Source organism: Mesorhizobium sp. M0140 (genome assembly GCF_040322475.1).
GTDB lineage: Bacteria > Pseudomonadota > Alphaproteobacteria > Rhizobiales > Rhizobiaceae > Mesorhizobium.
The window spans coordinates 129314-155403 of sequence record NZ_JAMYTM010000010.1; the positions used below are offsets into that span (position 1 = coordinate 129314).

Below are 26090 nucleotides of genomic sequence, written 5' to 3' on the forward strand. Positions count from 1 at the left end.
GCGAAAGAGATTGGAAGGGGAGACCGGGTTTAGCGCAGAATGCGGCAGCGGCCGTTGTAGACCATCCAGCGGTCGAAGCCCGAGACGCAAAATTCGACATTGTCGCCGATCGAGGCAAAGCCCTGGCCTTCCTCGATCAGGTACCAGATGGTGCGATCGCGGCCGTCGGACAGACTGACGGTGGCGCCGCAATAACGGCGACCGATCGGCCAGGTATCGTTGGCCGCCAGATAGCGATGCTGGTGGATGCGCCGGAAATCGGTGATCTGCACGTCAGGCAGATGCGGCACGTGATGCACCTGATAGGAAAAGCGGCTGGTGATCTTGTTCAGTACCCAGGGCTGACCGCAGACTCCGCTGTCTTCATCGGAATAGACCGTAAGATCGGCGGCCTGCACAGTCTGGGTGATACCGAGAGGCGCGGCAAGCGGGGTGCAGAGCGAAATCAGGGCGGCAAGGGCAGATTTGGCGAAGCGAGTCATGGCAGCCTCTCAAGGTCGATTGCGCGCACTGTGCGGATTCGCTCGGCGGCGGTCAAGCGGTTGCGTTGACAATGGTTTCCCAGTTTGAAACCGCTTTTTGACCAAAGCCGAGTTTGCACGCACCGGAATGGCTCTGGCACGTTCATATCCAGACCCAAGAGAGCACGGTCCCTGGGTCATCGATGAGCCCGCCTCAAGCCTGCTCGCCGGCCAGCCATTCCAACGACCAGTGCGCCGGCCGCCCCACCGCAAGCAGCCTGTGCAGGGCCGGCAGCAGCGTCCGCAGCTCGCCCTCCAGCGTGAACGGCGGGTTGACCACCAGCAGACCGCTGCCGTCGAGGCTGGGTTCCGAAGAGGCCGGCCTGATCTCGAATTCGATGTCGAGCAGCTTCGGAATGCCGGATTGCTTCAGCGCCTTGCGGAAGGCGATGATCGCCTTGCGGTCCTTGATCGGATACCAGAGCGCGTAGATGCCGCCGGGCCACCGCTTGTGCGCCCTTATAAGCCCGTCGACAAGGCGTTCGAACTCACCCGCTTCCTCGAATGGCGGATCGATGAGGACAAGGCCGCGCTTTTCCTTCGGCGGCAGATGGGCGCCGAGCGCCAGCCAGCCATCGAGCTCGATGATCCGGGCCTGGAAATCGCCGGCAAAGAACGTCCTCAGCCTCGCGGCATCCTTGGGGTGCAGCTCGATCGCCGTCAGCCGATCCTGCTTGCGCATGAGATGGCGCGCAATCAACGGCGAGCCCGGGTACTTCTGGATGCCACCCTCGGGGTTGAGCGACCGTATTGTCTCCAGATAAGGCGCGAGCAGCACCGCCACCGGCGCGGCAAACGAGGCATCGATCAGCCTGCCGATGCCGCCTTGCCATTCACCCGTCTTCTGCGCCTCGAGCGACGACAGGTCGTAGCGGCCAATACCGGCATGGGTGTCGACGACCCGAAACGCCTTGTCCTTCTGCTTCAGATACTCGAGCAAGCGTGTCAGCACGACATGCTTGACGACGTCAGCGAAATTCCCGGCATGATAGGCGTGGCGGTAGTTCATGGTTTTGTACCGTTATGCACGTCGTTGTCCCAAACCGCTGCACACTTTTGGGCGACATGCATCAGCCCCTGCCCCAGCGCGGCGGTGGCGGCTGCGAGTTGGGATTTTCCGGCCGGCCGCCACGAGTGCGCAAAGTCAGCAAGAACCCGATCAGGCCGATCGCCATCAGCGCGAAGCCGACCGGCCGTGCACGGCTGTCGATCTCGCCGGCGCCGGAGCGCAGGATGAGATCGACCGCCCGCATCGGTATGTCGTCGGCATCACCCGGTCCGACGGTGAAGATGTAGGGACCCGGGCTGACGGTCGCGATCACGCCGGCCTCGTCGCGAAAGATCTTGTCGGGCAGTTGCGGGCTGGCCTGGCGAGGATTGTCGGAATGGTTGAACTGCAGCGTCGAGGCGAGCACCGTGCGGCCATTGCTTGCAGCGGTCAGCGTCAGCACGGTGCGCTGCTGCGAGACGATGCGCTCTGCTCTTGCGGTCAGGTCGACCAGCACCCGCACCGGCGCGTCGCGGCCGGAGAGCGGCACCGTCAGCGGCTTGAAGCGGCCCTGCTCATAGACCCGCCAGGTGCCGATCTGATGGCCGGAGAAATTGCTCATCGCCCAGGGATAGACGACACCAATGCCGGCGCCGACGAGCAGGATCAGGACAAACAGAAAGCGCATTCACATCACCACATTCCACCGTGACCTTGCCAATAGCGCCCCAACGATCAAAAGGCGATGGCCAGCCGAGTCGCCACCCCAGGCGATCGAGCTAGACGTGCGCAAGCAACAACCCTGTGGCGGCGTGGCCGGGCGCCAATGCGGAGTTCTACCTATGCGCTTAAAATTCGTTGCCGAAATGACCGCTCCTCCACTATGAAATGAACACGCGCATGCGCTTTTCGGCGAAATGGGCCATCGGTGCGCCTTGCGAACCAGAGGCCTTGATGGGCAAAGATCATGAACAGCGGCACCAAAAGAGGATAAAGTCAAAATTCGTCCCTGTGAATGAATTTGCTTACAAAGCTTTAGCCCTTGCCCTTCTTCCAACTATAGCCAGCTGCGGCGTGCCTACGATAGGTCAAGCCCTATGGTATGAATATTCGCGCCCTGGAATTTATATTTGCACTCCGAGCGGTTTCGGGCAGCAATCTCGTTGCTATCTGAAATTTTCCCGTCGCTTGGGTCGTTAAATCCACTTTCGGCTGGATCCATCCCGACCTCGCCCTGAATTGCGCAACCCCTCCTCCATGGCGATCTTGGCTGCCAAGCGCTGATTCGACATAACGAACAGCGTGTGGCGCCGACGGCCAGCGACCGACCCAATACGCTGATTCGAAATGAGGAACTGCTCTGGACATCTCCCGGTTCAGCTTCGAGGCCGATGCCGGCCCGTGATTAACCATTCGCAAACAGATATGGTTAAGAAATATCTAATTTAGTTGACTATGATTTCCACAGGTATATTTTCGATGCGTTGGGATGTGCAATTTGGGCGAGCAATCGACGATGGTGACACCGAGCGTGTAATCGCGATTTCGGGGCGCAGAGAATGCTGAGTGGCAGCACGGAGGTTGTGTAGTCGCACCAGCTTCGCGAAAGCCAAAGAAAAATTGACGCACATCAGTGATGGCGGTTCCGCAGATGCGGAGGTTTGCCACGTTCTGAGGAACGTGGCCGGGCGATGCTTTGTCCCGGCCCGGCGGTAGCGTGTGCGGTGCGTATGAGGAAAGCATGAGTAAGCTTGTCAAGGTTCTGAAACTGGAATCCGGCAGCCAAAGGGGCGCCAACCAAAGCCGACCACGCGCCCTTGTCGCCGGAGGAGCGGGATTTTTAGGATCGCATCTGTGCGAACGTCTTTTGCGGGACGGATACGACGTTGTCGCGCTGGACAATTTCCACACCGGCAAAAGATACAATCTCAATACCCTTCTGCATAATCCGCGCTTCAGTTGCATCGAGCACGACATCGTCGATGCATTGCCTTCGGATCTTCAATGCGACGAGATCTACAATCTCGCCTGCCCCGCCTCTCCGCCGCACTACCAGGCAGACCCGATCCACACCTTCAAGACAAGCGTGCTTGGATCGCTGAACCTTCTGGAACTCGCGCGACAGAACAAGGCCAAGATATTCCAGGCCTCTACATCCGAAGTCTATGGCGATCCCTTCGTGCACCCACAGCCCGAGAGCTACTTCGGCAACGTCAACACGCACGGACCGCGTTCCTGCTACGATGAAGGCAAGCGCTCGGCCGAAACCCTGTTCTTCGATTATTCGAGGACCTATGGCCTCGATATCCGTGTCGCCCGCATTTTCAACACCTATGGTCGCCGCATGCAGCCCGACGATGGGCGTGTGGTTTCGAACTTCATCGTCCAGGCGCTGCGCGGCGAGGACCTGACCGTCTATGGCAGCGGCCAACAGACGCGCTCTTTCTGCTATGCCGACGATCTGATCGAGGGCTTTATCCGACTGATGAACGCGCCGAGCGCGCCCGCCCACCCGGTCAATCTCGGCAACCCTGCCGAATTCACCATCATGGAACTGGCGACGCTGGTCGTCGATTACACCAACGCCCGATCGAAGATCGTGCATCGGCCGCTGCCCGTCGACGATCCCAGGCAGCGCAAGCCGGACATCTCCTTTGCCAAGGCCAATCTCGGCTGGGAGCCGAAAATCAGCTTGAGCCAGGGGCTCGCGCGTACCGTCGAGTATTTTGATGCCCTGCTTTACGGAAGCCACATCGCCAGAGGAGCTGCCGCTTCATGAGCCGGCCGGCAGTCCTGGTGACGGGTGGAGCCGGTTTCATCGGCAGTCACACCTGCAAGCAGCTGGCCGCCGCCGGCTACATGCCGGTGGTTTTCGACAATCTGAGCCGCGGCAATGAGAGATCCGTCGGCTGGGGTCCGCTTGTCGTCGGCGATATCCGGGATCAGGATGCACTGCGGCGGGCTATGGAAACGTACCGGCCGACGGCCGTGATCCATTTTGCGGCGCTGGCCTATGTCGGAGAGTCCGTTCGCGAGCCGGCCGAATATTATTCGACCAATGTGACAGGCACCATCGCGGTGCTCGATGCCGCACGCGCGAGTTCGATCGAAAACATCATCTTCTCCAGCAGTTGTGCGACCTACGGCGTGCCGGAAGCGTTGCCCGTTCGCGAGACCTCCTCGCAAAATCCGATCAGCCCCTACGGGCGCTCCAAGCTGATGGGTGAACAGATCATCGGCGACTATGCATCCGCGTATGGAATGAAATTTGCGATCCTGCGCTATTTCAACGCTTGTGGCGCCGATCCCGACGGCGAGCTCGGTGAGTGGCATTCGCCGGAAACCCATCTGGTTCCCAGAGTGCTCATGGCCGCATCGGGCATCATCGACGCGATCGAGGTTTTCGGCACCGACTACGACACGTCGGACGGCACCTGCGTAAGGGATTATATCCACGTCACCGATCTGGCCCGCGCTCACCTGAAAGCGCTCATCTATCTCGAGGGTGGCGGGCGAAGTCTTGCGGTCAATCTCGGCACCGGGCGGGGCATCTCCATCAAGGAGATCGTCAAGGCGGTCGGCCGAATGACGTCGAGGCCGGTTCCGGCAGTGCTCAGGAGCCGACGCCCTGGGGATCCGGCGGAGCTCTACGCCGATCCGGGAAGCGCACGCGAACATCTTGGCTTTGTGCCGGAGCTTTCAGACATCGACACCATTGTCAGGACGGCCGCTCCCTTTTTCGGACTGAAGACCAAGCCAATGAAACTGCCGCCAGCCAGGGTGGCAGCGTCGGTCGTCGCTCGACGAGTCAGAGATAGCGGGGGTGACAGCTCGCGCGCTGGCCAAATCCGCTAGGGCTGCAGATATAAGGCGAGCCGCCCGAGAACGTGCTGCCATCGCCCGGATTGAACGAGATTTTCACCGGCGCCGGCGTGCTGGCTTTGATCCGTTGCGGTGGTGCAAAGGCGTAGGCACTTTCAGTTGCTATTGTGCTTGTCATCTGGATCGGATGGTCGGCACGGAGCGAGCGCACGAGAAATGTGGCCTGCACGGGCTGGACCGCGGGCTGACTGCGGACCGGGTGGACTATGGGCCTGATAAGGACCGAACCGGTTTCAGTTGCGTCCATACCTTGACAACCTGCAACCATAGAGCTCAACGCTACGGCCGCGGCAATAGATACGACATTTTTGCTTGAGCAAAATACGCTCGCGGAATTTCTCATCCTCTGTCCCTTGCTATCAAGTATAAGCCAAGGGCGCGTTGCGACATACTATACTTGGGCCGCTTTCACGCCGCATGAGTGACCACTCGCACATCACACGTTATATTAGATATCACTAATTATTAAATTTCATCAAAACCGTATGGCAGGCCATCGTCTCGTCGTCTGGCTGATGCAATTGAATGCGACTAGATGCGATCGGCGCGCCGACCGCGCCTGCCGAGCCGCTTAAGGCTTAACCATAGGCGATTCGCGGGTTCCGCGACAGGCGCACGGCAAGAACAGCCAGGCCACTGGCTCAGCGTGGCTGGAAGCATGGCCTACTTCTTGGCATCGACCAGCTTGCGGGTCTCTTCGAACTGCGCGCCCTTGGTGTCGCCTGCTTCGAATTTCTTGTATTCGTCGGAAGGATCCTCGGGAGATCGCTTGAAACCGTACCATTCCCCGTCCGGATCCTTGCGTTGCTCGATGTTCCGGCCCTGAATGCGATGGCTGTAGCAGGTGCGGTGCGGCTCGCCGGTGTAGCTCTTCGATCGCCAGGCGAGCTCCATGCACATCTTGCCGTCCTTGGTCACCAGCCATCTGCCCTCCGCGACGGTTGCCGTGCCCTGCCCGGACGTCCAGGCCCTGAGGTGTCGATTGTCCCGCGCGAAATAAGCTGCTCCGTCCTTCCATATCCATGTGCGGCCGGCATACAGAAGCTGTAGTTCGTAAGCAGTCGGAACAGCGGCGGTACCGGCTTCCGCCGTGCTTTTGTCGTTGGCGGCGGCCGCGTGCGCCGCTCCCGAAACAGCCACCTGACCGCAAAGAGCTAGGAGCAGCACAAGTTGCTTGAGACTTGCACACCGCCGAGGCCCCTTGCGATGCCGACGGCCGACATCAAGCGGCAGCGATCTGATCAAAGCTGTCGGCATAGTTGGCACTCGCATGTCTATTCGGTCCAAGGCGGCTGCGTCAGCACTTTGACGGCCACGCGAACCATTTAACAGTCGTGAGAAAGGCGGTGTCAACCGCCGCAAAGCACGCGGGCAACAACTATTCGCGACACGCGCATTGTCCATCAAGACGGCAACATCGCGATTGCGCATCGGGCTTATGGATCCGGACAGCCGGCCGACCTAATCAGCAGCCATCGATGAAACCGAGGCCATAGTCGGGTCGGAAAGCAGGCCGATGCCGGAGGTTCAGCGGCCGCCTGAAGTTGCGCGGATGCGCGCTCGCAAGCCAGGCAATGCGATCGATCGGAAAGGCTTGTGCCGCTACCAATGCTGTGGATTTTGAGATACAGCACGCCGCGGCCGACGGAATCCGATAGCGCAAGCCTGCGCAGGAATTGTTGAATTGTTGAAACGAGCTGCCTCAATAATCGTGAGCCTGGCCCTGCTGGCGTGGGTCGTCAGCGACTCGCGCTGGAAGATGGTGGGCGATGCTTTCGCGAGCATCACGCCCGGCGCTTTCGCGGCGGTGGCGCTTGCGCTGTTCGTCACCTACGTGCTGCGCGCGCTGCGCGTCTGCGACGAGTTCCGCGACGAGGTGCATGGCCGTTTCGGTGCCTGCCTGCGGATCATCCTGATCCACAATGCAATGATCAACGTCGTGCCCTTTCGCGGCGGCGAGACGGCCTTTCCCCTGCTCCTGCGCCAGGTCTTCGGCATACCGATCATGCGCGCCAGCGCCTCGCTTCTGTGGTTCAGACTGCAGGATGCCTTCGTCGTCGGCGTGCTGGCCCTGGTGGTGTGGCCGGGCCTGCATCCGGCGACAAGGATCGCGGGCGTGGCGGCGGTGGTCGCTGCCGCCTGGTATCTGCCGCGCTGGGCGCGGGCGCCGCATGACTGGGCAGGCCGCGGCAAGATCGTGGCGAAACTCGGCAGGCTGCGCGATGTCTTCACCGAGGCGACCGGCCGATCGCGCTATGGCTGGTGGTGGACGATCGCCAATTGGTCGCTGAAGCTCACCGTACAGGGATGGTTGCTGGCAATGCTGCTGGGGACATCCTTTTCGACCGCCTTTCCAGGCGTCGTCGGGGCCGAAGGCGCCGCCATACTGCCGGTGCAAGGCGTTGCCGGCTTCGGCACCTACGAGGCGGGTGCAGCGGCGGCGCTGCTCACCTCCGGCATTGCCATGAAGAGCGGCCTTCAGGCAGCGCTGGCACTGCATCTGTTCATCTTCTGCTCGGCAATCGCCACGGGTGCGATCGCCTGGCTGTTTCCCTCGAAATCGACGCTGCCGGGGAACCCGGCCGTCGGCCCTGCAAGGAAACCATCCCTATGAGCGTATTGCCCATCCCTGCTTCGGGACTGCCTGACGGCACGGTGATGCCGGACCATACACTGTCCATCGTCGTACCCATGTACAACGAAGCCGAAAACGTCGAGCCACTGCTGGCACGGATTCACCAGGCTATGGAACGCTACGAGCAGCCATGGGAGGTCGTGCTGGTCGATGACGGCAGTACCGACGCGACGGTGAGCGAGATCAGGCGCCTGGCGGCGCATTACGGCCCGCATGTGCATGCGGTCGAGCTGGTGCGCAACTACAAGCAGACCGCCGCGATGCAGGCCGGCATCGACGCGGCGCGCGGCGACGTCATCGCCACGATCGACGGCGACCTGCAAAATGATCCCTTCGACATTCCGCGTATGGTCTACCGCCTGTTGAGCGAGGATCTCGACCTGGTGGTCGGCTGGCGCAAGGATCGCCAGGAAGGGTTTTTCATGCGCAGGCTGCCCTCGCGCATTGCCAACGCGCTGATCGCGCGCGTCACCGGGGTGCGCCTCAAGGACTATGGCTGCAGCCTGAAGGTCTATCGCGGCAACGTCATCCGCAGCGTCAAGCTCTATGGCGAGATGCACCGCTTCATCCCGGCATGGCTGGCCACGGTGACGACACCCAGACGCATCGCGCAGGAGGTGGTGACGCACCATGCCCGCATCCACGGCCAGTCCAAATACGGCATTTCGCGCACCTTCAGGGTCGTGCTCGATCTGGTGTTCATGTATTTCTTCATGCGCTATCGCACACGACCTGGGCACTTCTTCGGCGGCATCGGCATCGTGCTTGGCGCGCTGGGTTCGCTGATCCTTGCCTACCTGCTTTGCCTGAAGCTGTTTTTCGCGGAAGACATCGGAACACGCCCGATGCTGTTCACCGGCTTCTTCCTGCTCATCGCCGGGGTGCAGATGGTGACATCGGGCGTGCTGGCTGAAATGCTGGCACGGGTCTATCACGAAGCGAATGGAGCATCGGCCTATGTCGCGCGGCCGCGCCCGGCGCCCGGTGACAATGACGGCTGGCTCCGCCCGGGCCGGCCATCATGATCTGACCACGTCTGCCAGCGGCTTCCGAATAGCGGTCGGAGGGCAAGAGGTAAACGCAACGTCTGGGGCAACCTCTCGCCCTCGACTCGCGCCCCCAGCGAAGACAAGAGCGGCGGACTCTTCAGTCAAATCGCGCCGCCACTTTTAGGTCCGATGGTCTAGTAGCGCGAACGGCAGCTGGCGCGCTGGCCGAAACCGCTCGGGCCACAAATCCAAGGCGAATGACCCAGGAAGGGGCCACCATTGCCCGGACTGTAGGAAACCTTCACCGTCGCCGGCCTGCCGACCCGTTGCGGCCGCACGAAGGCCGCATAGGCCTCCTCCCTCGTACGCGTCACCATGGTCGTCTGTGCGAGCGGCTTGCGGTAGAGAACCTTCTTTCCGACGCGATCGAGCTTCTTGACGTGCTGGACCTTCTTGCCAAAACCTTGATCAACGATCCGTCCGTTGATTGAGCTGGTCTTGGTCGTGTCCATCGTCTGGCAGCCTGACACCATCGAGGCCAATGCGATTGCAGCAACAGCATAGGCATATTTTCTGCCGGTCAGATTTTCCATAAATTGTCTCATCATCTGCTCCCTGCCCTGTAATGCAACGTGATTGAAAGCAAAGAATATACTTCGAATCCGTCGTTTTCTAATCGCTCGTGAGTGGTCGTTTTCCATTCACATCGTTCCGTCATATTAGAAGAGACTTATTAAAATTCGTGCAAACGTCATAATGAACGCAGCCTTTCACTCTTCGCTCGAATTTGAAGGAAATTCGATTGTCGGATCGGCTGGCAGACGGAGCCTTGCCAAACGGCACACCGGCATACGCGACCCACTCGCGCCTGCGGCAAACAGAAGCGGCGCTCGGGCTGTCAGGGATGTTGCGATGTATAAAACGCTCAGCGCCGCAACCGGCGCCGGCAGGGCCGACTGCCCCAGGCTCTCTCCAGCCGAAAAAAAGGGCTGGCGATCCTTATCGCCGGAAGTGGCTGGATGCGGCGGCCCGCTCCAGAGTGCCTATGCCGCTATATGCACCCCTCGACAAATGGACCGCTGACCCACAGCGAGCCGCTGTTGAACATGCTGGTCCCGCTGTCATCGATGAACCCTACAGTCTTGTTGTCGACATGCAGCTTGCCCTTCGGCACCACTCGGCCGTCTATCTTGATATTCTTGACGAACAGGTTGCGATCGCCAGCCTTGCCCTGCCCCGCCCACAGGTCGTTGGCATAGCGGAGTTCGATTTTCCGCGGATTGGGCACGGCGCTTAGATTGAAGCGAAATGGTACGGTATGAGCGGACGCTGCCTTCAACTCCGCGACGATCGATTCTGCTGTGATCGCCGTGCTTTCCGTCCCCAGGACGTCCGCCTGTCCAACCGGCTTTCCGTCGACGAGCACGTCGAGCCGAGGGGAACCTTCGAAGCTGGTGCCGGCCGCGTCGATCTCAAGGCTGGCGATCCGGCAACGTGCCGCATCTTTCGCCGCGTCGGCGATCATATCGGCAACGCGGCGCTTCTGCGACTGTACCCATCCCGCGATCGGCTGCAGGATGGCGGTGCGATCGCCGGTGCCGGCCTTGATGAGGTTGGCCTTTTCCGCAGGATCCGTCTTGAGATCATACGCCTCGATGCCGCCGGTGGTCGCGTTGAAGATGACCTTTCGATCATCTTCGCGGTAGCCGAATTGGAAACCGCTCCAGGGAATGAAGAAGAATGTCTTGTTCGGCCGCTGCTCGCTGAACAAGCTGTGACCCTGCCAGGATCTTGGAAGCGGAAGGCCGAGTATATCGAGGATGGTCGGGGCTATGTCGATAATCCCACCGACAGCATGTGCGACGTCATCATGGAAAAGCTGCTTGTTGATCATGATAAGCGGGATATGGATATTTTCTTCGTAGAGAGCACTGGCATGAACGTAGTTCCCATGCTCTCCAAACGCTTCACCGTGGTCGCCGAGTATGACCACAAGCGTCGAATCGAGTTTGCCGGACTGCTTGAGTGAATCGAGTATCTGTCCCAGCGCCTGGTCGCCGACCTTCAGCGCGTTGAGGTAGGCGTTGAACTTCTCGTCATCGGAATAGTGAACTTTCGAGCCGTCAGAGAGGTCGGGGATCTCTTTCATCGCCGTAAACAGCGGGCTGTCGATGAGATACGGGTAATGGGTCATCGCCGTAAACATCACCGCGAAGAAGGGATTTTCGGCATCCTCATTCACCCAGTTGATGACGGATTGAGCGGTACAGAGATCGCTGTTGTAGTCGAAATTCTTCCATTCCTTGGAACTGAGCTTGAATGTGGGAATATCGCATTTCTGCCCACGGTAGTCCTGAATGACATCAAGCCCCTTGTTGAGCAGAAACTCATCCACGCGCTGGAACCGTGAATCCGCACTCCAGAAAAATCCGGTGCGAAAGCCGCTTGCGGTCAGAGTGTTGGATATTGAACTCAGCGGCAGATCCGGATGGCTCGCGGTCATTCCATAGTAAGATATGTCATTGTACATCGAGCTGAACAACGAAAATATCGAATAGTTTGTAGAGGGAGTGTGCGCATATATATTGTCGAAGCGTATCGAGTCACTTGAGTAGCTCTTTATGTTTGGTGTAACAGGATACTTTCCACCAAACGTCTCGACGTATCGGGATGGCACCGATTCCATCATGAAAACCAGCACGTTCTTTATCGGATTTGGTGATTGCACCTTGAAGCTGGACGTCTCCGCCGGACGTTCCCCAACGCTGGCGACGTCAACGTCCACCCCGGTATTCACGGCGAAAACGACGGGGGTCGGACTGAACAGAGCCGATTCAACAAAGTACACGATAGGGTTGGCAACCTTTGCCTCTGGCAAGGCCGTCGCCCGAACATGGTACCCGGTGCCGACCAGTCCAGCACCGACGCACAGGAAAAGCGTCCCCAGCAATACCGCTCGAGCAGTTCCCGCCAGCCGCACGCACAGCCCTGCTGTCGCATAACCCAAGACCAGCGCCAGAACTATGGACAACGACGAGAATGCGAAATCCCTTGGGTTGAGCGCGTCACCTATGGCGTTCTTGGCGTCGGCATTCTGCAGGAAGTCGCCATAGATCAACCACTGGAAAGTAAACGGCTCGCTCAGCATTTTGACGAGATTGATGTTGGCAAACCCCCAACATAGCGAAATCAGGATGGCGAGATAGAAAGTGATGACCACGACGACGCCGAAGAGGCGGCTGGCCTTTGCCAGGAAAAGCAGGAGCAGGGCTGCTGCCGTCAGCGACGAAATGAAAATCAGATCGTGGTAGCTTGACGCTATCCCGCCGGGGATAGAGGCCAAGCGACCCTGGAGCGTCGATTGGGGATCGATGATGAAGCCGCGGTAGACACCCAGAAGCACCCAGGAGAAAAACCCGGTGCAAGCGATCAGCAGGCCTGCGCGGAGGAAGCGCTTGGAACCTTGTGAACCGGGCTGTGTCTTCAATTCCATCTGACCGTTCCGTGCATAACCGCGATGACAACCGAAAGAGCAAAGGGCCTGATGCTACGTTGCAATCTCAAAGCCGCTGCCATTTTCCAAGTGCCAGGTTCACTCGCCCGGCGAACCGACAGATCTCGAATTAGCCACCGCTTCCACCCCTGGGGTCGAGAAATCCCCGTGCCTTGGGTGTTTTGTCATGGCAATTCCTGAGTTGGCGGGCGCCAGGCTCTTCCAGACTATCTGACGATTGGCCGATCCCAGGCGGGGTCAAGATGGAATGTGCGGGTTCCGCTCCCACCACGCCCGGCTCCGGAAACCGGGTAGGCCACGCTGACGATGCGCACACCGCCTGCTCCCTGCTGGAGCCCATATATGCCTTCCAGGCCGCGGTCATAAAACGCAGCGCCCGGGACGAAGAGCGCAATGCCAGCGAGCGAGGCCTGCAAGGCGAGTTTCGCAACATTGCGCCGCAACGAAATTCTGTTCTCCGCCAGGTGCCTGGTGATGATTACGACCACAAGCAGCCCGTAGACGAACGCATTGAAGGCAGCGAACCAGTAGAAGCCGGTGGCATCCGACGCGCGGTCCACTAGAAGGACCGGCAGCGAAGCTCCGATTGCAAGTGCCACATACGGAACGATGACGCGGGCAGGCAGCAGATTTTTCGGGCCACTGCCCTTGGGGGTAACACGAAAATCCACGAACGACTTGGTCACATAATCACGGATCGACGACAGCGTGCCCGCCAGCACCCACGGCCAACGCGCGAAGAATGAGAACAACATTCCCTCCCAACTGATCGTCCTGGCAGTGAGCGGGCGCGACAGGTCGAATGCCTTCAGCAACATCACCAGCATAATCAGGGAAATAGAGTTCGGAGCATAGTATAAAAGGAAATCAACATACGTCACATTGGCGAAGCTCTTCCCCGTCAGAAGCGCGTACATAGGCATGACGTACATGACAAGCGAAAACACGGCGAAAAGCGGATACCAGAGCTGGCGAAACAGGAACTGGAATTTCAGCCGTGGCGATAGCTTGGAAAGGTATATCGGCGAGTATTCGAGCATGATCGTCATCAGGCTCCGCGACCACTGGAACTCCTGCGTGACAAGATCGGCAAAGGTCTGCGGGCCATCGCCATGGGCAATGGCGTCTATGGCATGCACACCGCGCCAACCAGCCGCAATGAACAGCATGGACGTCGAGTGATCTTCGGCCAGTTCCGGGCCAAGGCCGCCGACCTGCTTGAGCGCTGCGGTTCTCACGGCATAGTGCGAGCCGATGCAGAGCGGCGTTCCGTCGCCCGTATGGCCGGACTGCAAGGGTCCGTGGAACATCCCTTCCGGGAACAGTCGGCCGCGTGCCGACCAGCTTTCAGCGGCATTGTTGTCGCATATGCTCGGCGCCGATACATAGCCAACCGCCGGGTCGGCAAAGGCGACCAGGATTTCCCTGAGATAGGTTGGTGTCGGGACGTGGTCCGCATCCATCTGAGCGACGAAGTGGTAGCGCTCATAACCATAGTGGTCGTAGAAGAACGCCAGGTTTCCCTCTTTGCAGCGCGTCCGGCGGGGCCACACCTTGCGGTGATAATCTTCCCGCCCGCGCCGCGTCGAAATCATGACGTTATGGGCATCGCACCAGGCAATCGTTTCCTCTGACGGGTCCTCGTCGGCCAGCCAGGTATCATGCGGACAGTCCTGCGCCAGCATCGCTTCGAGCGTTCGCGCAACCACCGAAAACGGTTCGGACGGAGCCTTGGTCACCACCATCGCGACCCGCGAACGTTCCGGGATCGTGTGAAGACTGGACGGCTTTTTCATCGCATGCACGTTCAAGAGAAAATACATCGGCATGAACGTCAGCCATACGAGCGTCAATGTCGCCAGCATGTATGGAATGACATGTTCGATGTGCCCGGGCTGCAGCCACCAGAACCAGAAAAATCCGAACGTTACCGACCAGCAGGCAAGTCCCAGCCTCCAGATCCGCCGCTGGGTGGCCGACAGCACCGGCACCAGAAAAGGAGGCTTCTCCGCCGCCTTCCCCGGAGCCGCCCCACGCCCCCGTTTCGGCATGGTCTTGCCGCTGATGATCCCCATGTCCGCGGAAACACTCATACACGTACCGCCGCCACCCGAGCATCAGCCGAACGACGGCAGACGCGCCTTGAAAACCCGCCCTTAGAATCCACTTGGGTGTCTTAGAGTCAACTAAATTAAGTGTTGGTTAACTATACTTCTTGCGAATTGGTTAACTTAACATCTTGAATCGGGAGGGTAATTCCGTGGACGCCTCCCCCGACCAGCACTGCAATCACAGCCGGCAAAAGTTTCAGCGTCGGAGAATCCGTCGAAGGGGCCGAGGCTGCCCGCAGGAAGAAGCGCCCAAGGCAGCGTTAACCATGTTGCGAACATCATGGTTAAGCAACCATTAATTGCGCTTGACTCTTTGGTCCGCCCGGCTCTTAAATTAGACAGGGATGATATATCGGAATATTGACGCGAATTTGTGGGTATCGCGGCGAAACTCTCTCGACGGCTCCTTCTGTGTTGGCGCCTTGAGAAGTAATTTTGGGTGGGCTTCGTGCGAAGGTTCGCACAACCGCCAATGATCGCTCCGAAATCCCGCAGATTCCGCCAATCGAGCCGATAGGTTTTTTGGGTAGCCGTATCGATCAGGCATCGATGCGCACGGGCGAAGCCTTAACTTCCGCGAGAAGTCGAGGCCATGGGAGAATCTATGATGACACACTCCGCGGCAAAGGCACTTGCAATCGCGCTGGTATTGGGCGGAAGCGCCGCCTTCCCTACTGCAGGAGGGGCCGGCTCCGTAACCGCGACCGACCCCGTTCAGACGAGCAGCGCTGCGTCGGCGTTCGGTTCCTATGATCCCTACGGGGACTTCAGCACCGACAAGAGCGCCAGCATCGAAGAGCTGTTCCTGCCCTGGGAAGACGTCGATCTGTCGACGCTGCCGCTTGCCGACGCTTATGCGCTGCAGCGCGGCCGTTCGCTTCTGATCACGATTGAGCCGTGGACATGGTCCAAGGACTGGCGCATCACCCCGCCCGAATTGCGCGACGGCATTTTGAGCGGCAAATATGATGCCAACATGCAGGCAATCTGCGGCCTGGTGGGACAGATGAAGAGCCCGGTGACCATTCGCTGGGCTCAGGAAATGGAAGACAAGAACGGCCGCTTCACCTGGGCCAACTGGGCTCCCAAGGACTGGATCTCCGCTTACAAGCGCGAAGTCGACATCTGCCGCAAGGCTGCCCCCGCCGCCAAGTACATGTGGTCGCCCAAAGGCGAAGAGGGTTTGGAAAAATACTACCCCGGCGACGACTATGTCGACGTCATCGGCCTGTCGGTGTTCGGTCTGCAGAAAAAAGACGGTGACGAGACCGGTCGTGACCGCACCTTCGCTGAACTGCTGAAGCCCGGCTATGACCGCGTTGCGGTGTTCAACAAGCCGATCGTCGTTGCGGAACTCGGCTATGTCGGAAAGCAGGACTATGTCTCGAAATGGCAGGAAGATTCCCGCAAATCCTACGCGGAGTTTCCGGCGCTGACTTCGGTCGTCTACTTCAACCAGAAGGAAGTGTGGCCGTGGCTGGGTGGCTATGGTCTGCCCGACTGGAGGGTGACCCAGCATGTCTTGCCCTAGAGCATGATACTCAAAAAGTGAGAAGCGGCTTTTCGGACAAACGGGGCACCGTTTGTCCAGGCGTCATGCTCCGTTTCTTTGATTTAGTGGCGGATTCAGATTTCAGGATTCCACCTGAAATCATCCGGTTCCAGGCGTTCCAATAAACCGGGCGTGGCGTAACAGTAGGGGTAGGGGTTGTGAAACGAGTACTGGGCAATTGTATCGGAACGGCACTTGCCTGTTCCATCGGTCTGTTTGCTTTCCAGCTTCCCGCAACGGCCAAGACGGCGACGAAAATCGCCGAACAGGCCATGCGGGCAGAGGTGGTGCCGGACGAAGGCATCTACCAGATGTACCAGAACCGCTCGTGGCTCTGGGGTCGGGAGGGTGCTGGATATTTTGCCGTCCAGCGCCGTCAGTTCAGTGCCTGGACCTCGGACAAGGCGCGCAAGCTGGGCTACGGTGACGGCATCTGGTTCATTCCCGGAGGAGGCAAGCTGTGCTTCCGCGCAAAATGGCACGGAGCCGGAGGCGACTCCAACGCTCTTTCCTGTTTTGAACATCGCCAGGCAGGCAGGATTCTCTACCAGCGCCGGGTTCCGGATGGAGAATGGTACGTATTCAGGAGTTCGCACCGCAACCTTGCGGACGCGTTCATGAAATTGAAACACGGCGACTACGTCAGCCGCAAACAGAGCCGGATCAAGGCAAAGCAGTAGAGACTTTCATCCGCGACAGGTCACTGGTCCAAAAGCGGGTCGACTGAACGGTCAGCGACCTGCCTCAGTCACGTTCAGGCGACCTGCCTTAAGCCTTGCGCTCCCAGCGGCGATCTGGCGTCTGTTGCCAATAGGTGACGGCGTGGCCAGCGCTCTTCATCACCTTCCAGTGCCCTCGCGCCGCCTCGAGCTGGGCGGCATCGTGGCCATCGAACAGGAACACGGCGCGCTCGTAGCCGCCAAGGTCAGGCGGCACCGCGCCGTCGACCAGGAACCTTATCTTTGCGTCGTTGGGATTGCTGTCGCCGGTGGTCAACAGAATCGGCTGTTCGCCGGGATGAGCCTCACGATCGGTCGCGTGCGCCAGGAACGAATCGTCCCGGAAGGTCCAAAGATGCTGGTCGAGCGCATCGCGGCGTTCCTCGGTGCCTGTCTGCACCACGGCGCGCCAGCCACGGTCGACGCTGCGCTCCAGGAGGCCTGGCAGCGCATCCTCCAGCGTCGATTCGGTCAGGTGGTAGAACAGGACGTCGGCCATCGCTTCAGCCTATAGTGATTGAACCCGTTCACTGCTCATAATTGTCGCGCACCAGCCGGTCGAGCAGCCTGACGCCGAAACCGGAACCCCAGGACTGGTTGATCTCGTTCGACGGCGCCCCCATCGCCGTGCCGGCAATGTCGAGATGGGCCCATGGCGTGTCCTTGACGAAGCGCTGCAGAAACTGCGCCGCGATGGTGGCGCCGCCAAAACGGCCGCCGATGTTCTTCATGTCGGCGTTCTTGGAATCGATCAGCTTGTCGTATTCGGCCCCCAGCGGCATGCGCCACAGCCGTTCCTGCGTCGCCTGCCCCGCCGCCGCCAACTTTTCGGCCAGTTCGTCATTGTTGGAAAAGAGGCCGGCATAATGTTGACCGAGCGCCACCATGATGGCGCCGGTCAGCGTCGCCAGATTGACCATGAATTTCGGCTGGAAGCGGTCGTTGCAGTACCACAACGCATCGGCCAGCACGAGGCGGCCCTCGGCGTCGGTATTGAGCACCTCGATGGTCTGGCCCGACATCGAAGTGACGATATCACCGGGGCGCTGGGCATGACCGTCGACGGCATTTTCGACCAGTCCGATGATACCGACGACATTGGCTTTCGCCTTGCGGGCCGCCAGCGCATGCATCAGGCCGGTAACGGCGGCGGCACCGCCCATGTCGCCCTTCATATCCTCCATGCCCGAGGCCGGCTTTATGGAATTGCCGCCAGTGTCGAAAGTGACGCCCTTGCCGACGAAGGCGATCGGGCTGTCCTTCGGCTTGCCGCCGTTCCACTGCATGATCGCCATGCGGGCGCCGCGCGGCGATCCTTGCGCGACACCGAGCAGCGAGCCCATGCCGAGCTTCTTCATTTCCTTCTCAGCCAATATCTCGACCTTGACGCCTAGTGCATCGAGTTCCTTGGCGCGGGCAGCGAACTCGACCGGCCCAAGCACGTTTGCCGGTTCGTTGACGAGGTCGCGCGCCAGTAGGACGCCGTCTATCACCGCCTCGGCATCGGCGAAGGCCTTCTTCGCAGCGGCCGGATCGGCGGTGTGGATGGTCACCTTGACCGGCTTCTTCGGCTCTGCCTTGCCGTCGTCCTTGTCCTTCCTGGTCTTGTACTTGTCGAAGGAATAGCTGCGCAGGAGAATGCCCGCGGCAAGGCTTGCCGCGTCTTTCGCGCTCGGCGAGGCGCCGGCCACATCGAGGACCACCGCCACTTCGGTCGCCTTGCGCAGCGACGCGGCAACGGTGCCGCCAAGCTTCAACCACGCATATTCGTCCAGTCCCGATACCTTGCCGGCGCCTATCGCCACCAGTCTGTCGAGCGATGCTCCCTGCGGCGCCAGAACTTCCACCGTGCTGGCGAACTTGCCCGTGAACTCAGCCACGGGAAAGGCCCGCTCCAGTGTCTTGCCGGGATCACCGGCCTTGGCGACGTCGCTCAGGCCGCCCTCATCCGCCGCGAGCACGAAGACCGTGCCCTTCTTGTTCACCGCGCTCTGGGACCCGGAAAATTTGGCGAAGGCGATCGACGGTCTTTGATTCATCATGTCCTGCTTTCAGGGAATGCGCGACTTTTGGGGAAGCGGTTCGAAACGATGCGCGACATTTGGTCGTTTTCCGGCATTTGGCAAGACTTTGCCGAATTGGCATCCCATATGACCTATGGAATCGATGACGATTCGTCGCGGCACGGCCCCGCTTTTTGCCGCAACCTGTTGTTAACCATCGATGTTCGCCCTTTCTTATCCATTCCCGCCGACACTCCGCCCAGCCGGGGGGCGTGATGTGGGACAGAACCCGGATAGACCATCTGATGAGCCAGTTGTGCAGGCGCTGCCGGACAGCTACCTTGTTCGGTGGCATGATGCCGTTCGAAAAAATCGAGAAAAGCCTTCATGAAGGTCGTTGAACGCTACATCATGCGCCGCGCTTTCGTGGTCTTCATGGCCGCTCTTGTGTGGACGCTGGCGATCGTATGGACGACGCAGGTGCTGGCAAAGATCGATCTGGTCACCGACAGCGGCCAGTCGGCGCTGACCTTCTTCGAAGTCGCCGCCTTCATCCTTCCGTCCATCATCCCGATCGTGGTGCCTTTTGCCCTGGTGGTAGCGGTCGCACAGACACTCAGTGTCATGAATTCGGATTCCGAACTCGCCGTCGTCAACGCCGCGGGGGCCTCGCGCTGGACGATCGTGCGGCCGATCATGTTGCTGGCGCTCGCCGCCGCCGTTTTTTCCTTTGCCGTCGACAACGGCATCGACCCTTACGCACGGCAGAAGAACCGGGCCCTGGTGGCGTCGTCGCGCGCGGATCTGTTGTCGCTGATCATCCAGGAAGGCACCTTCCGCAAGATTGACGACGGGTTGTTCCTGCAGATCGGCGAGCGCCTTCCGAACAATCGGCTGGGTGGCATTTTCGTCGCCGATTCGCGCGAAGAAGGCGTCAACCTCGTCTACTACGCCAAGACCGGCAGCATCGTCGAACGCGGCGGTGAAAAGGTGCTGATGATGAATGACGGCGTCATCCATCGCAAAACGCTGACCGGCGATCTCTCCGTCATCCGCTTCACCTCCTATGCCTTCGACATGTCGGCCTTCATGGCGGCGGCTTCGGCGGTGACGCTCCTGCCCAAGGACCAGACGACGCAGTACCTGCTCAACCCGGGTGCCAACGACAAGTATTATCAGCAGAACCCCTACGAATACCGGGCCGAGGTCAACCAACGGTTCTCGGAATGGACCTATTCCATGGTTTTCGCGCTGATCGCGCTTGCAGTCGCCGGCGATGCGCGCTCGCACCGCGAGGCGCGCGTCAATCCGCTGATCACGGCGATCACGATATCGCTGTTCGTGCGTTGGCTGGGCTTTTTTGCCGCCAGCAAGGCGGATGAGGTCCCGCAATATGCGTATATGGTCTATGGCGTGCCGATCGTGGCTTCCGCGGTGGCGATCTGGTTCATCGTCTCCAACCGGACACTGGAACTGCCCGTGACCTGGGCGGACTGGATGACAAACTTCGCCACGCGCATCGCTGACAGCTGGAATGCTTTCAAATTGCGTTTGTCCAGGCGCGGCGCATCAGGCCAAGGGGTCGGCTGATGGGCTGGACACTGGGCCGCTATTTCTTTTTCCGCTATGTGACGATCACCATCTGGTTCTTCATCGGCCTCCTGGCGCTGGTGTTCCTGATCGATTTCACCGAGCTGTCCGGACGCACCACCGGCCTGCCCGGCTTCACCTACGGCACGGCGGTAGCCATTTCAGGCCTCCGTATGCCGATGATCATGCTGCAGACGGTGCCGTTCGTCGGTCTCTTCTCGGCGATGGCGACGCTGGTGTCGCTGAACCGGCGCTACGAGCTGGTCATCGCGCGTTCCGCCGGTGTTTCCGCCTGGCAGTTCCTCTTGCCCTGCTGTATCGGAGCCTTGCTGTTCGGCGTCCTGTCGGTTGGCGTCATCAATCCACTCGCCGCGCACGCATTCTCCTGGTCCGAGCAGATCGAAACCCAGCTGCGTTCGGGCAAATCGAATACGGTCTCGGCCGATGCCGCGCCCTGGATCCGTCAGAAAACCAGTTCGGGCGACACCATCATCGGTGCGCGGGCCATCCTGAACCAGGGCCTGGAAATGGCCGATGTCGTATTTTTCATTCTCGACCCGCAAGGCAACATCGTCGAGCGCAAGGACGCCGCCCGTGCCTTCCTGCGCGACGGCTATTGGGAATTGCAGGACGTCAAGACGTTCCAGAACGGCACGATCCAGGCATCGGCAACCGATCGCGTACCGACCAATCTGAAGCCCGAATTCGTGCAAGAGCGGCTGGCTCGCCCCGAAACCATCCCGTTCTACGACCTGCCCGGAAAGGTCGAGGTTGCCCGCTCCTTTGGCCTCAAGGCAAATGCCTTTGCCATGCAGTTTGATTCGCTCGTGGCGTTGCCGTTCCTTCTCGTCGCCATGACGCTGATCGCGGCAACGGTTTCAATGCGATTTGCCAGGATGGGACAGTCGGCGACGATGATTCTGGGTGGCATCATCGCTGGCTTTCTGCTTTATGTCGTTTCGGTGCTGGTGAAGGCATTCGGCGTGGCGGGATTCGTGCCGACTGTCGTAGCCGCCTGGGTACCGGTCATGGTGGCTATGTTCTTCGGGGTGACTTTCCTGCTATACAAGGAAGACGGCTAGTGAGGGAGGCGTTTTTGCCCAGCAACAGGCAGGCCGGTTTGGCGCGCCTCTATGCGGCGACCGCCTTGGCGTGCGTGCTTGCCTACGCCGTTCCGGCACCGGCGCTTGCGCAGGACGTCGGCGACATGGCGACATCGGTTCCGGCCGGCTCGCAAATGCTGCTGGCGGCCGATACGCTGGTCTACAACAACGACAACCAGACCGTGACCGCCGTCGGCGGTGTGCAGATCGACTATGGTGGCAATCGCCTTGTCGCCCAGCGGGTCGAATACAACCGCAACACCAAGCGGATGGTCGCGAGCGGCAACGTCGAAGTCATCAACAGCGACGGCACCAAGATCAATTCGCAACATATCGACATCACCGATGACTTCGCCGACGGCTTCGTCAACGCGTTGCGGGTCGAGACCATCGACAAGGCCTATTTCGCCGCCGAAAGCGCAGAACGCATGGGCGGCGTGCTGACCACTTTCCACAATGGCGTCTACACCGCCTGCGAGCCGTGCGAGGATAAGCCGGACAAAGCGCCGACCTGGCGCGTCAAGGCCAAGAAGATCATCTGGAACGGTGAGAAGAAGACGGTTCGCTTCGAGAATGCGAATTTCGAATTCTTCGGTTTTCCGCTTGCCTATCTGCCTGCATTCGAAATTGCCGACCCGACGGTGAAGCGCAAGAGCGGCTTCCTGATCCCGAGCATCATCTACAAGAGCGATCTCGGCGTCGGCGTGAAAGTCCCCTATTATCTCGCATTGGCGCCGACCTACGACCTGACCGTCACCGGCACCGGCTATACCAGGCAGGGTTTCCTCGGTGAGGCCGAGTGGCGTCAGCGCTTCGACAATGGCGAGTACAGCTTGAAGATCGCCGGGATACACCAGCAGAATCCCGACGCCTTCCTCGACACCACTGCCTTCCCATCCAGCTCTGGCCACAACGTCAATTCGGGCAGCGCCGGCGATCCCAACAAATTCCGCGGCATGATGGGTACCCAGGGGCAGTTCGCCATCAACTCACGCTGGAACTTCGGCTGGGACGTGCTGCTGCAGACCGACAAGAACTTCTCGAACACCTACGGCATCGACAAGTACAATAGCAGCGTTCACCAGTCGTCAGTCTACTTGACGGGTCTCAACGGCCGCAATTATTTCGACGTGCGCGCCATGCATTTCGATGTGCAGGAAGATACGCCTGACGACAATATCTCTGCGCGAAGTGGACAACAGCCGTGGGTGCTGCCGTCGCTCGATTACGCCTATATTCCTGATGCCTCGGTGGCCGGCGGCCAGCTGTCCCTCAATGTCAACGCGCGTGTCATCCGCCGCGACGATGTCGATGAGACCTTCGTCCAGCCCTACAATGCCCTCACTCCGACGCAGCGCGTCCGCGGCATCGAAGGCGAATCGGGCCGTCTCACCGCCGAGGCCGAGTGGAAGCGGAGTTTCGTCACAGATGACGGACTGGTGCTAACGCCGTTGCTCGCGCTGCAGGGCGATGTGGACTACCTCAACGCATCGTCGGCTTCGCTAGACGCCATCGACCGAATGGCAACGCATTTGGGCGAGCAGGACGATATGCGCTCGTCATTTGCCCGTTACATGGCAACCGCGGGCCTCGAGATGCGTTGGCCGGTGCTGTTTTCCATGGCCAGCGGGTCCAGCCATGTCATCGAGCCAATGGCGCAGGTCTTCATGCGTCCGAACGAGCAATATGTCGGCGGCCTCTCAGTGCCCAACGAAGACGCCCAAAGCATGGTCTTCGACGCGACCACCTTGTTCGAGCGCGACAAGTTCTCCGGTTACGACCGCGTCGAAGGCGGTTCGCGCGCCAATGTCGGCTTCCGCTATTCCGGCTCGTACAATAATGGCTGGGGCACCAATGCGATTTTCGGCCAATCCTATCAGATCGGCGGCGAGAACTCCTTTGCCGCGCCGGATCTGGTCAATGCCGGCGCCAATTCCGGCCTCGACACGACCAAGTCCGACTATGTCGGCCTGTTCGGCATCAACAGCCCCAACGGCTTCGCGGCCTCGGTCAGCGGCCGTTTCGACGAACAGAGTTTCGAGGTCCGCCGTGCCGAGGTGAAGGCCGCCTATTCCGGCCTGCCTGTGTCGCTGAGCGCCAAATACGCCTTCATCCAGGCCCAGCCGCTGTACGGTTTCACGGAAGACCGCCACGAAGTCACACTTGGTGCATCCACGCATCTCGCCGAAAACTGGCGCGTCTTCGGCACAGGAACCTACGACCTGCAGCAAAGCCTGCTGGTCAAGGACGGTGTCGGCTTCGCCTACAACGATTCCTGCTTCACTTATCTGATGACCTACTCGCAGTCGCGCGATCTGAACACCAGGGAGGTGTCGCAGACCATCGGCTTCAATCTGTCGTTCCGCACCCTCGGCGATTTCGGCTCGTCGACCAGTGGCGTCGACACGATCCAGTAACAATCGGCGACATCGTTTCGCCGCATAGGGCTGGCACGGATTTCGCGCACCTGGAAAGATGAAATTGGGCGGGACCGGGATAGAATTGGGATACCAACGATGAGGAAATACCTCTTTTCAGCAGGTTTCGCGTTGCTCGTGGCGGCGACGTCCGTGTCGATCACTGCAATGACGCCGCCGGCTTTCGCCAGCGAGATCAAATACGTCGTCAACGACATTCCGGTCACCAGCGGCGACATCGCCCATCGCGCCGCCTTCCTGAAGCTGCAGCGCAAGAAGGGCGATGCCGGCCAGGAAATGATCGACCAGACGCTGCGTATGGCCGAGGCCAAGCGGCTTGGCATCCGCATCAGCGACGCACAGGTCGAGGCGGCGTATCAGCGCTTTGCCTCGAGCAACAAGATGCAGCTCAGCCAGCTTGACGGCGTCATGGAGAAGTCAGGTGTCACCAAGAGCCACTTCAAGGAATTCATCCGCGCCCAGATGGCCTGGAACCAGGCTTTGAGCGCACGCTACCGTTCCGGCGACGGCACAGGTGCCGTCAGCGAGCAGGATCTCGTGAGGAAGATGCTCGAAAAAGGCGGCGCCAAACCGAGCGCCACCGAATACATGCTGCAGCAGGTCATCTTCGTGGTGCCGGCGGCTGAACGCAGCGCGACGCTGGGCAAACGCAAGCGCGAGGCCGACGCCATGCGCGCCCGCTTCAACGGCTGCAACACGACGCGCGAATTCGCCAAGGGCTTGATCGACGTCACCGTTCGCGATCTGGGCCGGGTGCTCGCGCCGCAGCTGCCGCCGGACTGGGCCGAGCAGATCAAGGCTACCAAAGTCGGCGGTGCCACCGCCACGCGCGAAACCGAGCGCGGCGTCGAATTCATCGGCATCTGCTCGTCGCGCGAAGTGTCCGACGACAAGGTCGCCCAGATGGCGTTTCAGGCCGAAGGCTCCGGCGGCGACAAGGATGCCGACGCGCTCAGCAAGAAATATGTCGACGAGCTGAAGGCAAAAGCCCGCATCGTCAAGCGCTGACGTGGGCAACACAGTGAGTGCGCTCGCGTTGAGCGCCGGCGATCCGTCCGGCATTGGGCCGGAGATCGCCATCGCCGCCTTTATGGCGCGCGAAGCTGCCGCCCTGCCCCCCTTCTACCTGCTCGCCGATCCGGCGCTGATCGCCTCCCGGGCGCGCCTGCTCGGCATTTCGCTGCCGGTCGTCGAAACGACATCAGCGCAAGCGGCGCAGGTCTTTGCCCGCGCCTTGCCGATCGTTCCGCTAGCCGCCGGCTGCATCGACAGCCCCGGCCGGCCGGATCCGGCCAATGCGGCCGCCACCATCGAGGCCATCGACCGCGCCGTCGCCGATTGCCTTGCCGGCGAAGCCTCGGCCGTGGTCACCTGCCCCATCGCCAAGAAGCCGCTCTACGATGCGGGCTTTCGCTTTCCCGGCCACACCGAATATCTGGCGCATCTGGCAGCCCGGCACAGCGGCGTCGAGGCGATGCCTGTGATGATGCTGGCAGGACCCGACCTGCGCACCGTTCCCGTCACCATCCACATCGCGCTGGCCGAGGTGCCGAAGGCACTGACCACCGAACTGATCGTCGCCACCGCGCGCATCACCGCCGCCGACCTTACCGGCCGCTTCGGCATCGCCAAGCCGAGGCTGGCGATTGCCGGGCTCAACCCACATGCCGGCGAAGGCGGCGCCATGGGCCTCGAGGACGAGCTGATCGTGCGCCCGGCGGTCGACATCCTGCGTGCCGAAGGAATCGACGCTTTCGGCCCTTTGCCGGCCGACACGTTGTTCCATGTCCGGGCGCGGGCGGGCTACGACGCGGCCCTTTGCATGTATCACGACCAGGCGCTGATCCCGGCCAAGGCGCTGGCTTTCGACGAGGCGGTCAATGTCACGCTCGGCCTGCCCTTCATCCGCACCTCGCCCGACCACGGCACGGCCTTCGACATCGCCGGCAAGGGTGTGGCGCGGCCCGACAGCTTGATAGCCGCGCTGAAGCTTGCCCGGCGGCTGGCCGACACGAACACGAAGGCAATCGCCGTATGAGACCTCG

20 protein-coding genes are annotated in these 26090 nt (G+C 60.4%); 11 read left to right on the top strand and 9 right to left on the bottom strand.

Going from position 1 to position 26090, the window contains the following annotated elements; all coding sequences use genetic code 11:
• Window positions 1-29 precede the first annotated feature (29 nt).
• From NKJ37_RS12965 to NKJ37_RS12975, 3 genes are all read right to left on the bottom strand, one after another.
• Window positions 30-482, bottom strand: coding sequence for a hypothetical protein (locus tag NKJ37_RS12965; protein ID WP_023813788.1), 453 nt, complete (start codon window positions 480-482; stop codon window positions 30-32).
• A gap of 193 nt (window positions 483-675) precedes the next feature.
• Complete coding sequence (locus NKJ37_RS12970; protein WP_352631878.1) at window positions 676-1530, bottom strand: 23S rRNA (adenine(2030)-N(6))-methyltransferase RlmJ; 855 nt, start codon at window positions 1528-1530, stop codon at window positions 676-678.
• Between the two features lie 61 nt (window positions 1531-1591).
• Window positions 1592-2197 (bottom strand): hypothetical protein, encoded by a 606-nt coding sequence (locus tag NKJ37_RS12975; protein WP_352442189.1) that lies wholly within the window; start codon window positions 2195-2197, stop codon window positions 1592-1594.
• Between the two features lie 1053 nt (window positions 2198-3250).
• On the opposite strand from NKJ37_RS12975, the gene NKJ37_RS12980 reads away from it, so the two are divergent.
• Together NKJ37_RS12980 and galE are read left to right on the top strand one after the other, a co-directional pair.
• Window positions 3251-4288 carry a UDP-glucuronic acid decarboxylase family protein gene (locus NKJ37_RS12980; protein WP_352442188.1) on the top strand — a complete coding sequence of 346 codons (1038 nt, stop codon included), beginning with the start codon at window positions 3251-3253 and terminating at the stop codon, window positions 4286-4288.
• Window positions 4285-5364, top strand: coding sequence for a UDP-glucose 4-epimerase GalE (gene galE, locus NKJ37_RS12985; protein WP_352442187.1), 1080 nt, complete (start codon window positions 4285-4287; stop codon window positions 5362-5364). Before NKJ37_RS12980 ends, galE begins: the two co-directional genes overlap by 4 nt.
• 690 nt (window positions 5365-6054) lie before the next feature.
• Here the strand turns inward: galE and NKJ37_RS12990 are convergent.
• Window positions 6055-6531, bottom strand: a complete 477-nt coding sequence (locus NKJ37_RS12990) for a DUF995 domain-containing protein (RefSeq protein WP_352442186.1) — start codon at window positions 6529-6531, stop codon at window positions 6055-6057.
• A 547-nt stretch (window positions 6532-7078) separates the two neighbouring features.
• Between NKJ37_RS12990 and NKJ37_RS12995 the strand changes: the two genes are divergently transcribed.
• Together NKJ37_RS12995 and NKJ37_RS13000 are read left to right on the top strand one after the other, a co-directional pair.
• Window positions 7079-8005, top strand: coding sequence for a lysylphosphatidylglycerol synthase domain-containing protein (locus NKJ37_RS12995; protein ID WP_031213747.1), 927 nt, complete (start codon window positions 7079-7081; stop codon window positions 8003-8005).
• A 44-nt stretch (window positions 8006-8049) separates the two neighbouring features.
• On the top strand, window positions 8050-9051 hold the full coding sequence (locus tag NKJ37_RS13000) for a glycosyltransferase family 2 protein (protein ID WP_352773973.1): 1002 nt from the start codon (window positions 8050-8052) through the stop codon (window positions 9049-9051).
• A gap of 158 nt (window positions 9052-9209) precedes the next feature.
• Here NKJ37_RS13000 and NKJ37_RS13005 read toward each other — a convergent pair whose 3' ends face one another.
• The 3 genes from NKJ37_RS13005 to NKJ37_RS13015 all read right to left on the bottom strand — a co-directional run bounded on the left by NKJ37_RS13005 (window position 9210) and on the right by NKJ37_RS13015 (window position 14622).
• The gene (locus tag NKJ37_RS13005) at window positions 9210-9716 is read right to left on the bottom strand and encodes a hypothetical protein (RefSeq protein ID WP_352773947.1); all 507 of its coding nucleotides are present in this window, start codon (window positions 9714-9716) and stop codon (window positions 9210-9212) included.
• A gap of 350 nt (window positions 9717-10066) precedes the next feature.
• Window positions 10067-12508, bottom strand: a complete 2442-nt coding sequence (locus NKJ37_RS13010) for a sulfatase-like hydrolase/transferase (RefSeq protein ID WP_352773949.1) — start codon at window positions 12506-12508, stop codon at window positions 10067-10069.
• Window positions 12509-12735: 227 nt separating this feature from the next.
• Window positions 12736-14622, bottom strand: a complete 1887-nt coding sequence (locus NKJ37_RS13015) for a glycosyltransferase family 2 protein (protein ID WP_352773951.1) — start codon at window positions 14620-14622, stop codon at window positions 12736-12738.
• Between the two features lie 625 nt (window positions 14623-15247).
• Here NKJ37_RS13015 and NKJ37_RS13020 point away from each other — a divergent pair.
• Window positions 15248-16171 carry a glycoside hydrolase family 26 protein gene (locus tag NKJ37_RS13020; RefSeq protein WP_128305696.1) on the top strand — a complete coding sequence of 308 codons (924 nt, stop codon included), beginning with the start codon at window positions 15248-15250 and terminating at the stop codon, window positions 16169-16171.
• A 179-nt stretch (window positions 16172-16350) separates the two neighbouring features.
• Window positions 16351-16872, top strand: a complete 522-nt coding sequence (locus NKJ37_RS13025; protein ID WP_128305682.1) for a DUF995 domain-containing protein — start codon at window positions 16351-16353, stop codon at window positions 16870-16872.
• An 88-nt stretch (window positions 16873-16960) separates the two neighbouring features.
• On the opposite strand, the gene NKJ37_RS13030 is transcribed toward NKJ37_RS13025, so the two are convergent.
• Window positions 16961-17410, bottom strand: a complete 450-nt coding sequence (locus tag NKJ37_RS13030; protein ID WP_352631889.1) for a DNA polymerase III subunit chi — start codon at window positions 17408-17410, stop codon at window positions 16961-16963.
• A 28-nt stretch (window positions 17411-17438) separates the two neighbouring features.
• Window positions 17439-18950 carry a leucyl aminopeptidase gene (locus NKJ37_RS13035; protein WP_352773975.1) on the bottom strand — a complete coding sequence of 504 codons (1512 nt, stop codon included), beginning with the start codon at window positions 18948-18950 and terminating at the stop codon, window positions 17439-17441.
• A 351-nt stretch (window positions 18951-19301) separates the two neighbouring features.
• Between NKJ37_RS13035 and lptF the strand changes: the two genes are divergently transcribed.
• From lptF to pdxA, 5 genes are all read left to right on the top strand, one after another.
• Window positions 19302-20504, top strand: a complete 1203-nt coding sequence (gene lptF, locus NKJ37_RS13040) for an LPS export ABC transporter permease LptF (protein WP_352773953.1) — start codon at window positions 19302-19304, stop codon at window positions 20502-20504.
• A complete protein-coding gene (gene lptG / locus NKJ37_RS13045) occupies window positions 20501-21586 on the top strand; it encodes an LPS export ABC transporter permease LptG (RefSeq protein ID WP_031213741.1) in 1086 nt (361 codons plus the stop codon). The genes lptF and lptG overlap by 4 nt, the downstream gene beginning before the upstream one ends.
• Window positions 21586-24024 (top strand): LPS-assembly protein LptD, encoded by a 2439-nt coding sequence (locus tag NKJ37_RS13050; RefSeq protein WP_352631891.1) that lies wholly within the window; start codon window positions 21586-21588, stop codon window positions 24022-24024. Before lptG ends, NKJ37_RS13050 begins: the two co-directional genes overlap by 1 nt.
• A gap of 99 nt (window positions 24025-24123) precedes the next feature.
• Window positions 24124-25053 carry a peptidylprolyl isomerase gene (locus NKJ37_RS13055; protein ID WP_023813768.1) on the top strand — a complete coding sequence of 310 codons (930 nt, stop codon included), beginning with the start codon at window positions 24124-24126 and terminating at the stop codon, window positions 25051-25053.
• Window positions 25054-25066: 13 nt separating this feature from the next.
• Window positions 25067-26083: a 4-hydroxythreonine-4-phosphate dehydrogenase PdxA gene (gene pdxA, locus NKJ37_RS13060; RefSeq protein ID WP_502895161.1), complete on the top strand. Its 1017-nt coding sequence runs from the start codon at window positions 25067-25069 to the stop codon at window positions 26081-26083.
• Window positions 26084-26090: the final 7 nt, after the last annotated feature.

Bases quoted from the DNA above. Each gene is read 5' to 3' on its own strand.
- NKJ37_RS12965 (WP_023813788.1), bottom strand. From the start codon at position 482: ATGACTCGCTTCGCCAAATCTGCCCTTGCCGCCCTGATTTCGCTCTGC.
- NKJ37_RS12970 (WP_352631878.1), bottom strand. From the start codon at position 1,530: ATGAACTACCGCCACGCCTATCATGCCGGGAATTTCGCTGACGTCGTC.
- NKJ37_RS12975 (WP_352442189.1), bottom strand. From the start codon at position 2,197: ATGCGCTTTCTGTTTGTCCTGATCCTGCTCGTCGGCGCCGGCATTGGT.
- NKJ37_RS12980 (WP_352442188.1), top strand. From the start codon at position 3,251: ATGAGTAAGCTTGTCAAGGTTCTGAAACTGGAATCCGGCAGCCAAAGG.
- galE (WP_352442187.1), top strand. From the start codon at position 4,285: ATGAGCCGGCCGGCAGTCCTGGTGACGGGTGGAGCCGGTTTCATCGGC.
- NKJ37_RS13000 (WP_352773973.1), top strand. From the start codon at position 8,050: ATGCCGGACCATACACTGTCCATCGTCGTACCCATGTACAACGAAGCC.
- NKJ37_RS13005 (WP_352773947.1), bottom strand. From the start codon at position 9,716: ATGGAAAACGACCACTCACGAGCGATTAGAAAACGACGGATTCGAAGT.
- NKJ37_RS13010 (WP_352773949.1), bottom strand. From the start codon at position 12,508: ATGGAATTGAAGACACAGCCCGGTTCACAAGGTTCCAAGCGCTTCCTC.
- NKJ37_RS13015 (WP_352773951.1), bottom strand. From the start codon at position 14,622: ATGAGTGTTTCCGCGGACATGGGGATCATCAGCGGCAAGACCATGCCG.
- NKJ37_RS13020 (WP_128305696.1), top strand. From the start codon at position 15,248: ATGACACACTCCGCGGCAAAGGCACTTGCAATCGCGCTGGTATTGGGC.
- NKJ37_RS13030 (WP_352631889.1), bottom strand. From the start codon at position 17,410: ATGGCCGACGTCCTGTTCTACCACCTGACCGAATCGACGCTGGAGGAT.
- NKJ37_RS13035 (WP_352773975.1), bottom strand. From the start codon at position 18,950: ATGAATCAAAGACCGTCGATCGCCTTCGCCAAATTTTCCGGGTCCCAG.
- lptF (WP_352773953.1), top strand. From the start codon at position 19,302: ATGAAGGTCGTTGAACGCTACATCATGCGCCGCGCTTTCGTGGTCTTC.
- NKJ37_RS13055 (WP_023813768.1), top strand. From the start codon at position 24,124: ATGAGGAAATACCTCTTTTCAGCAGGTTTCGCGTTGCTCGTGGCGGCG.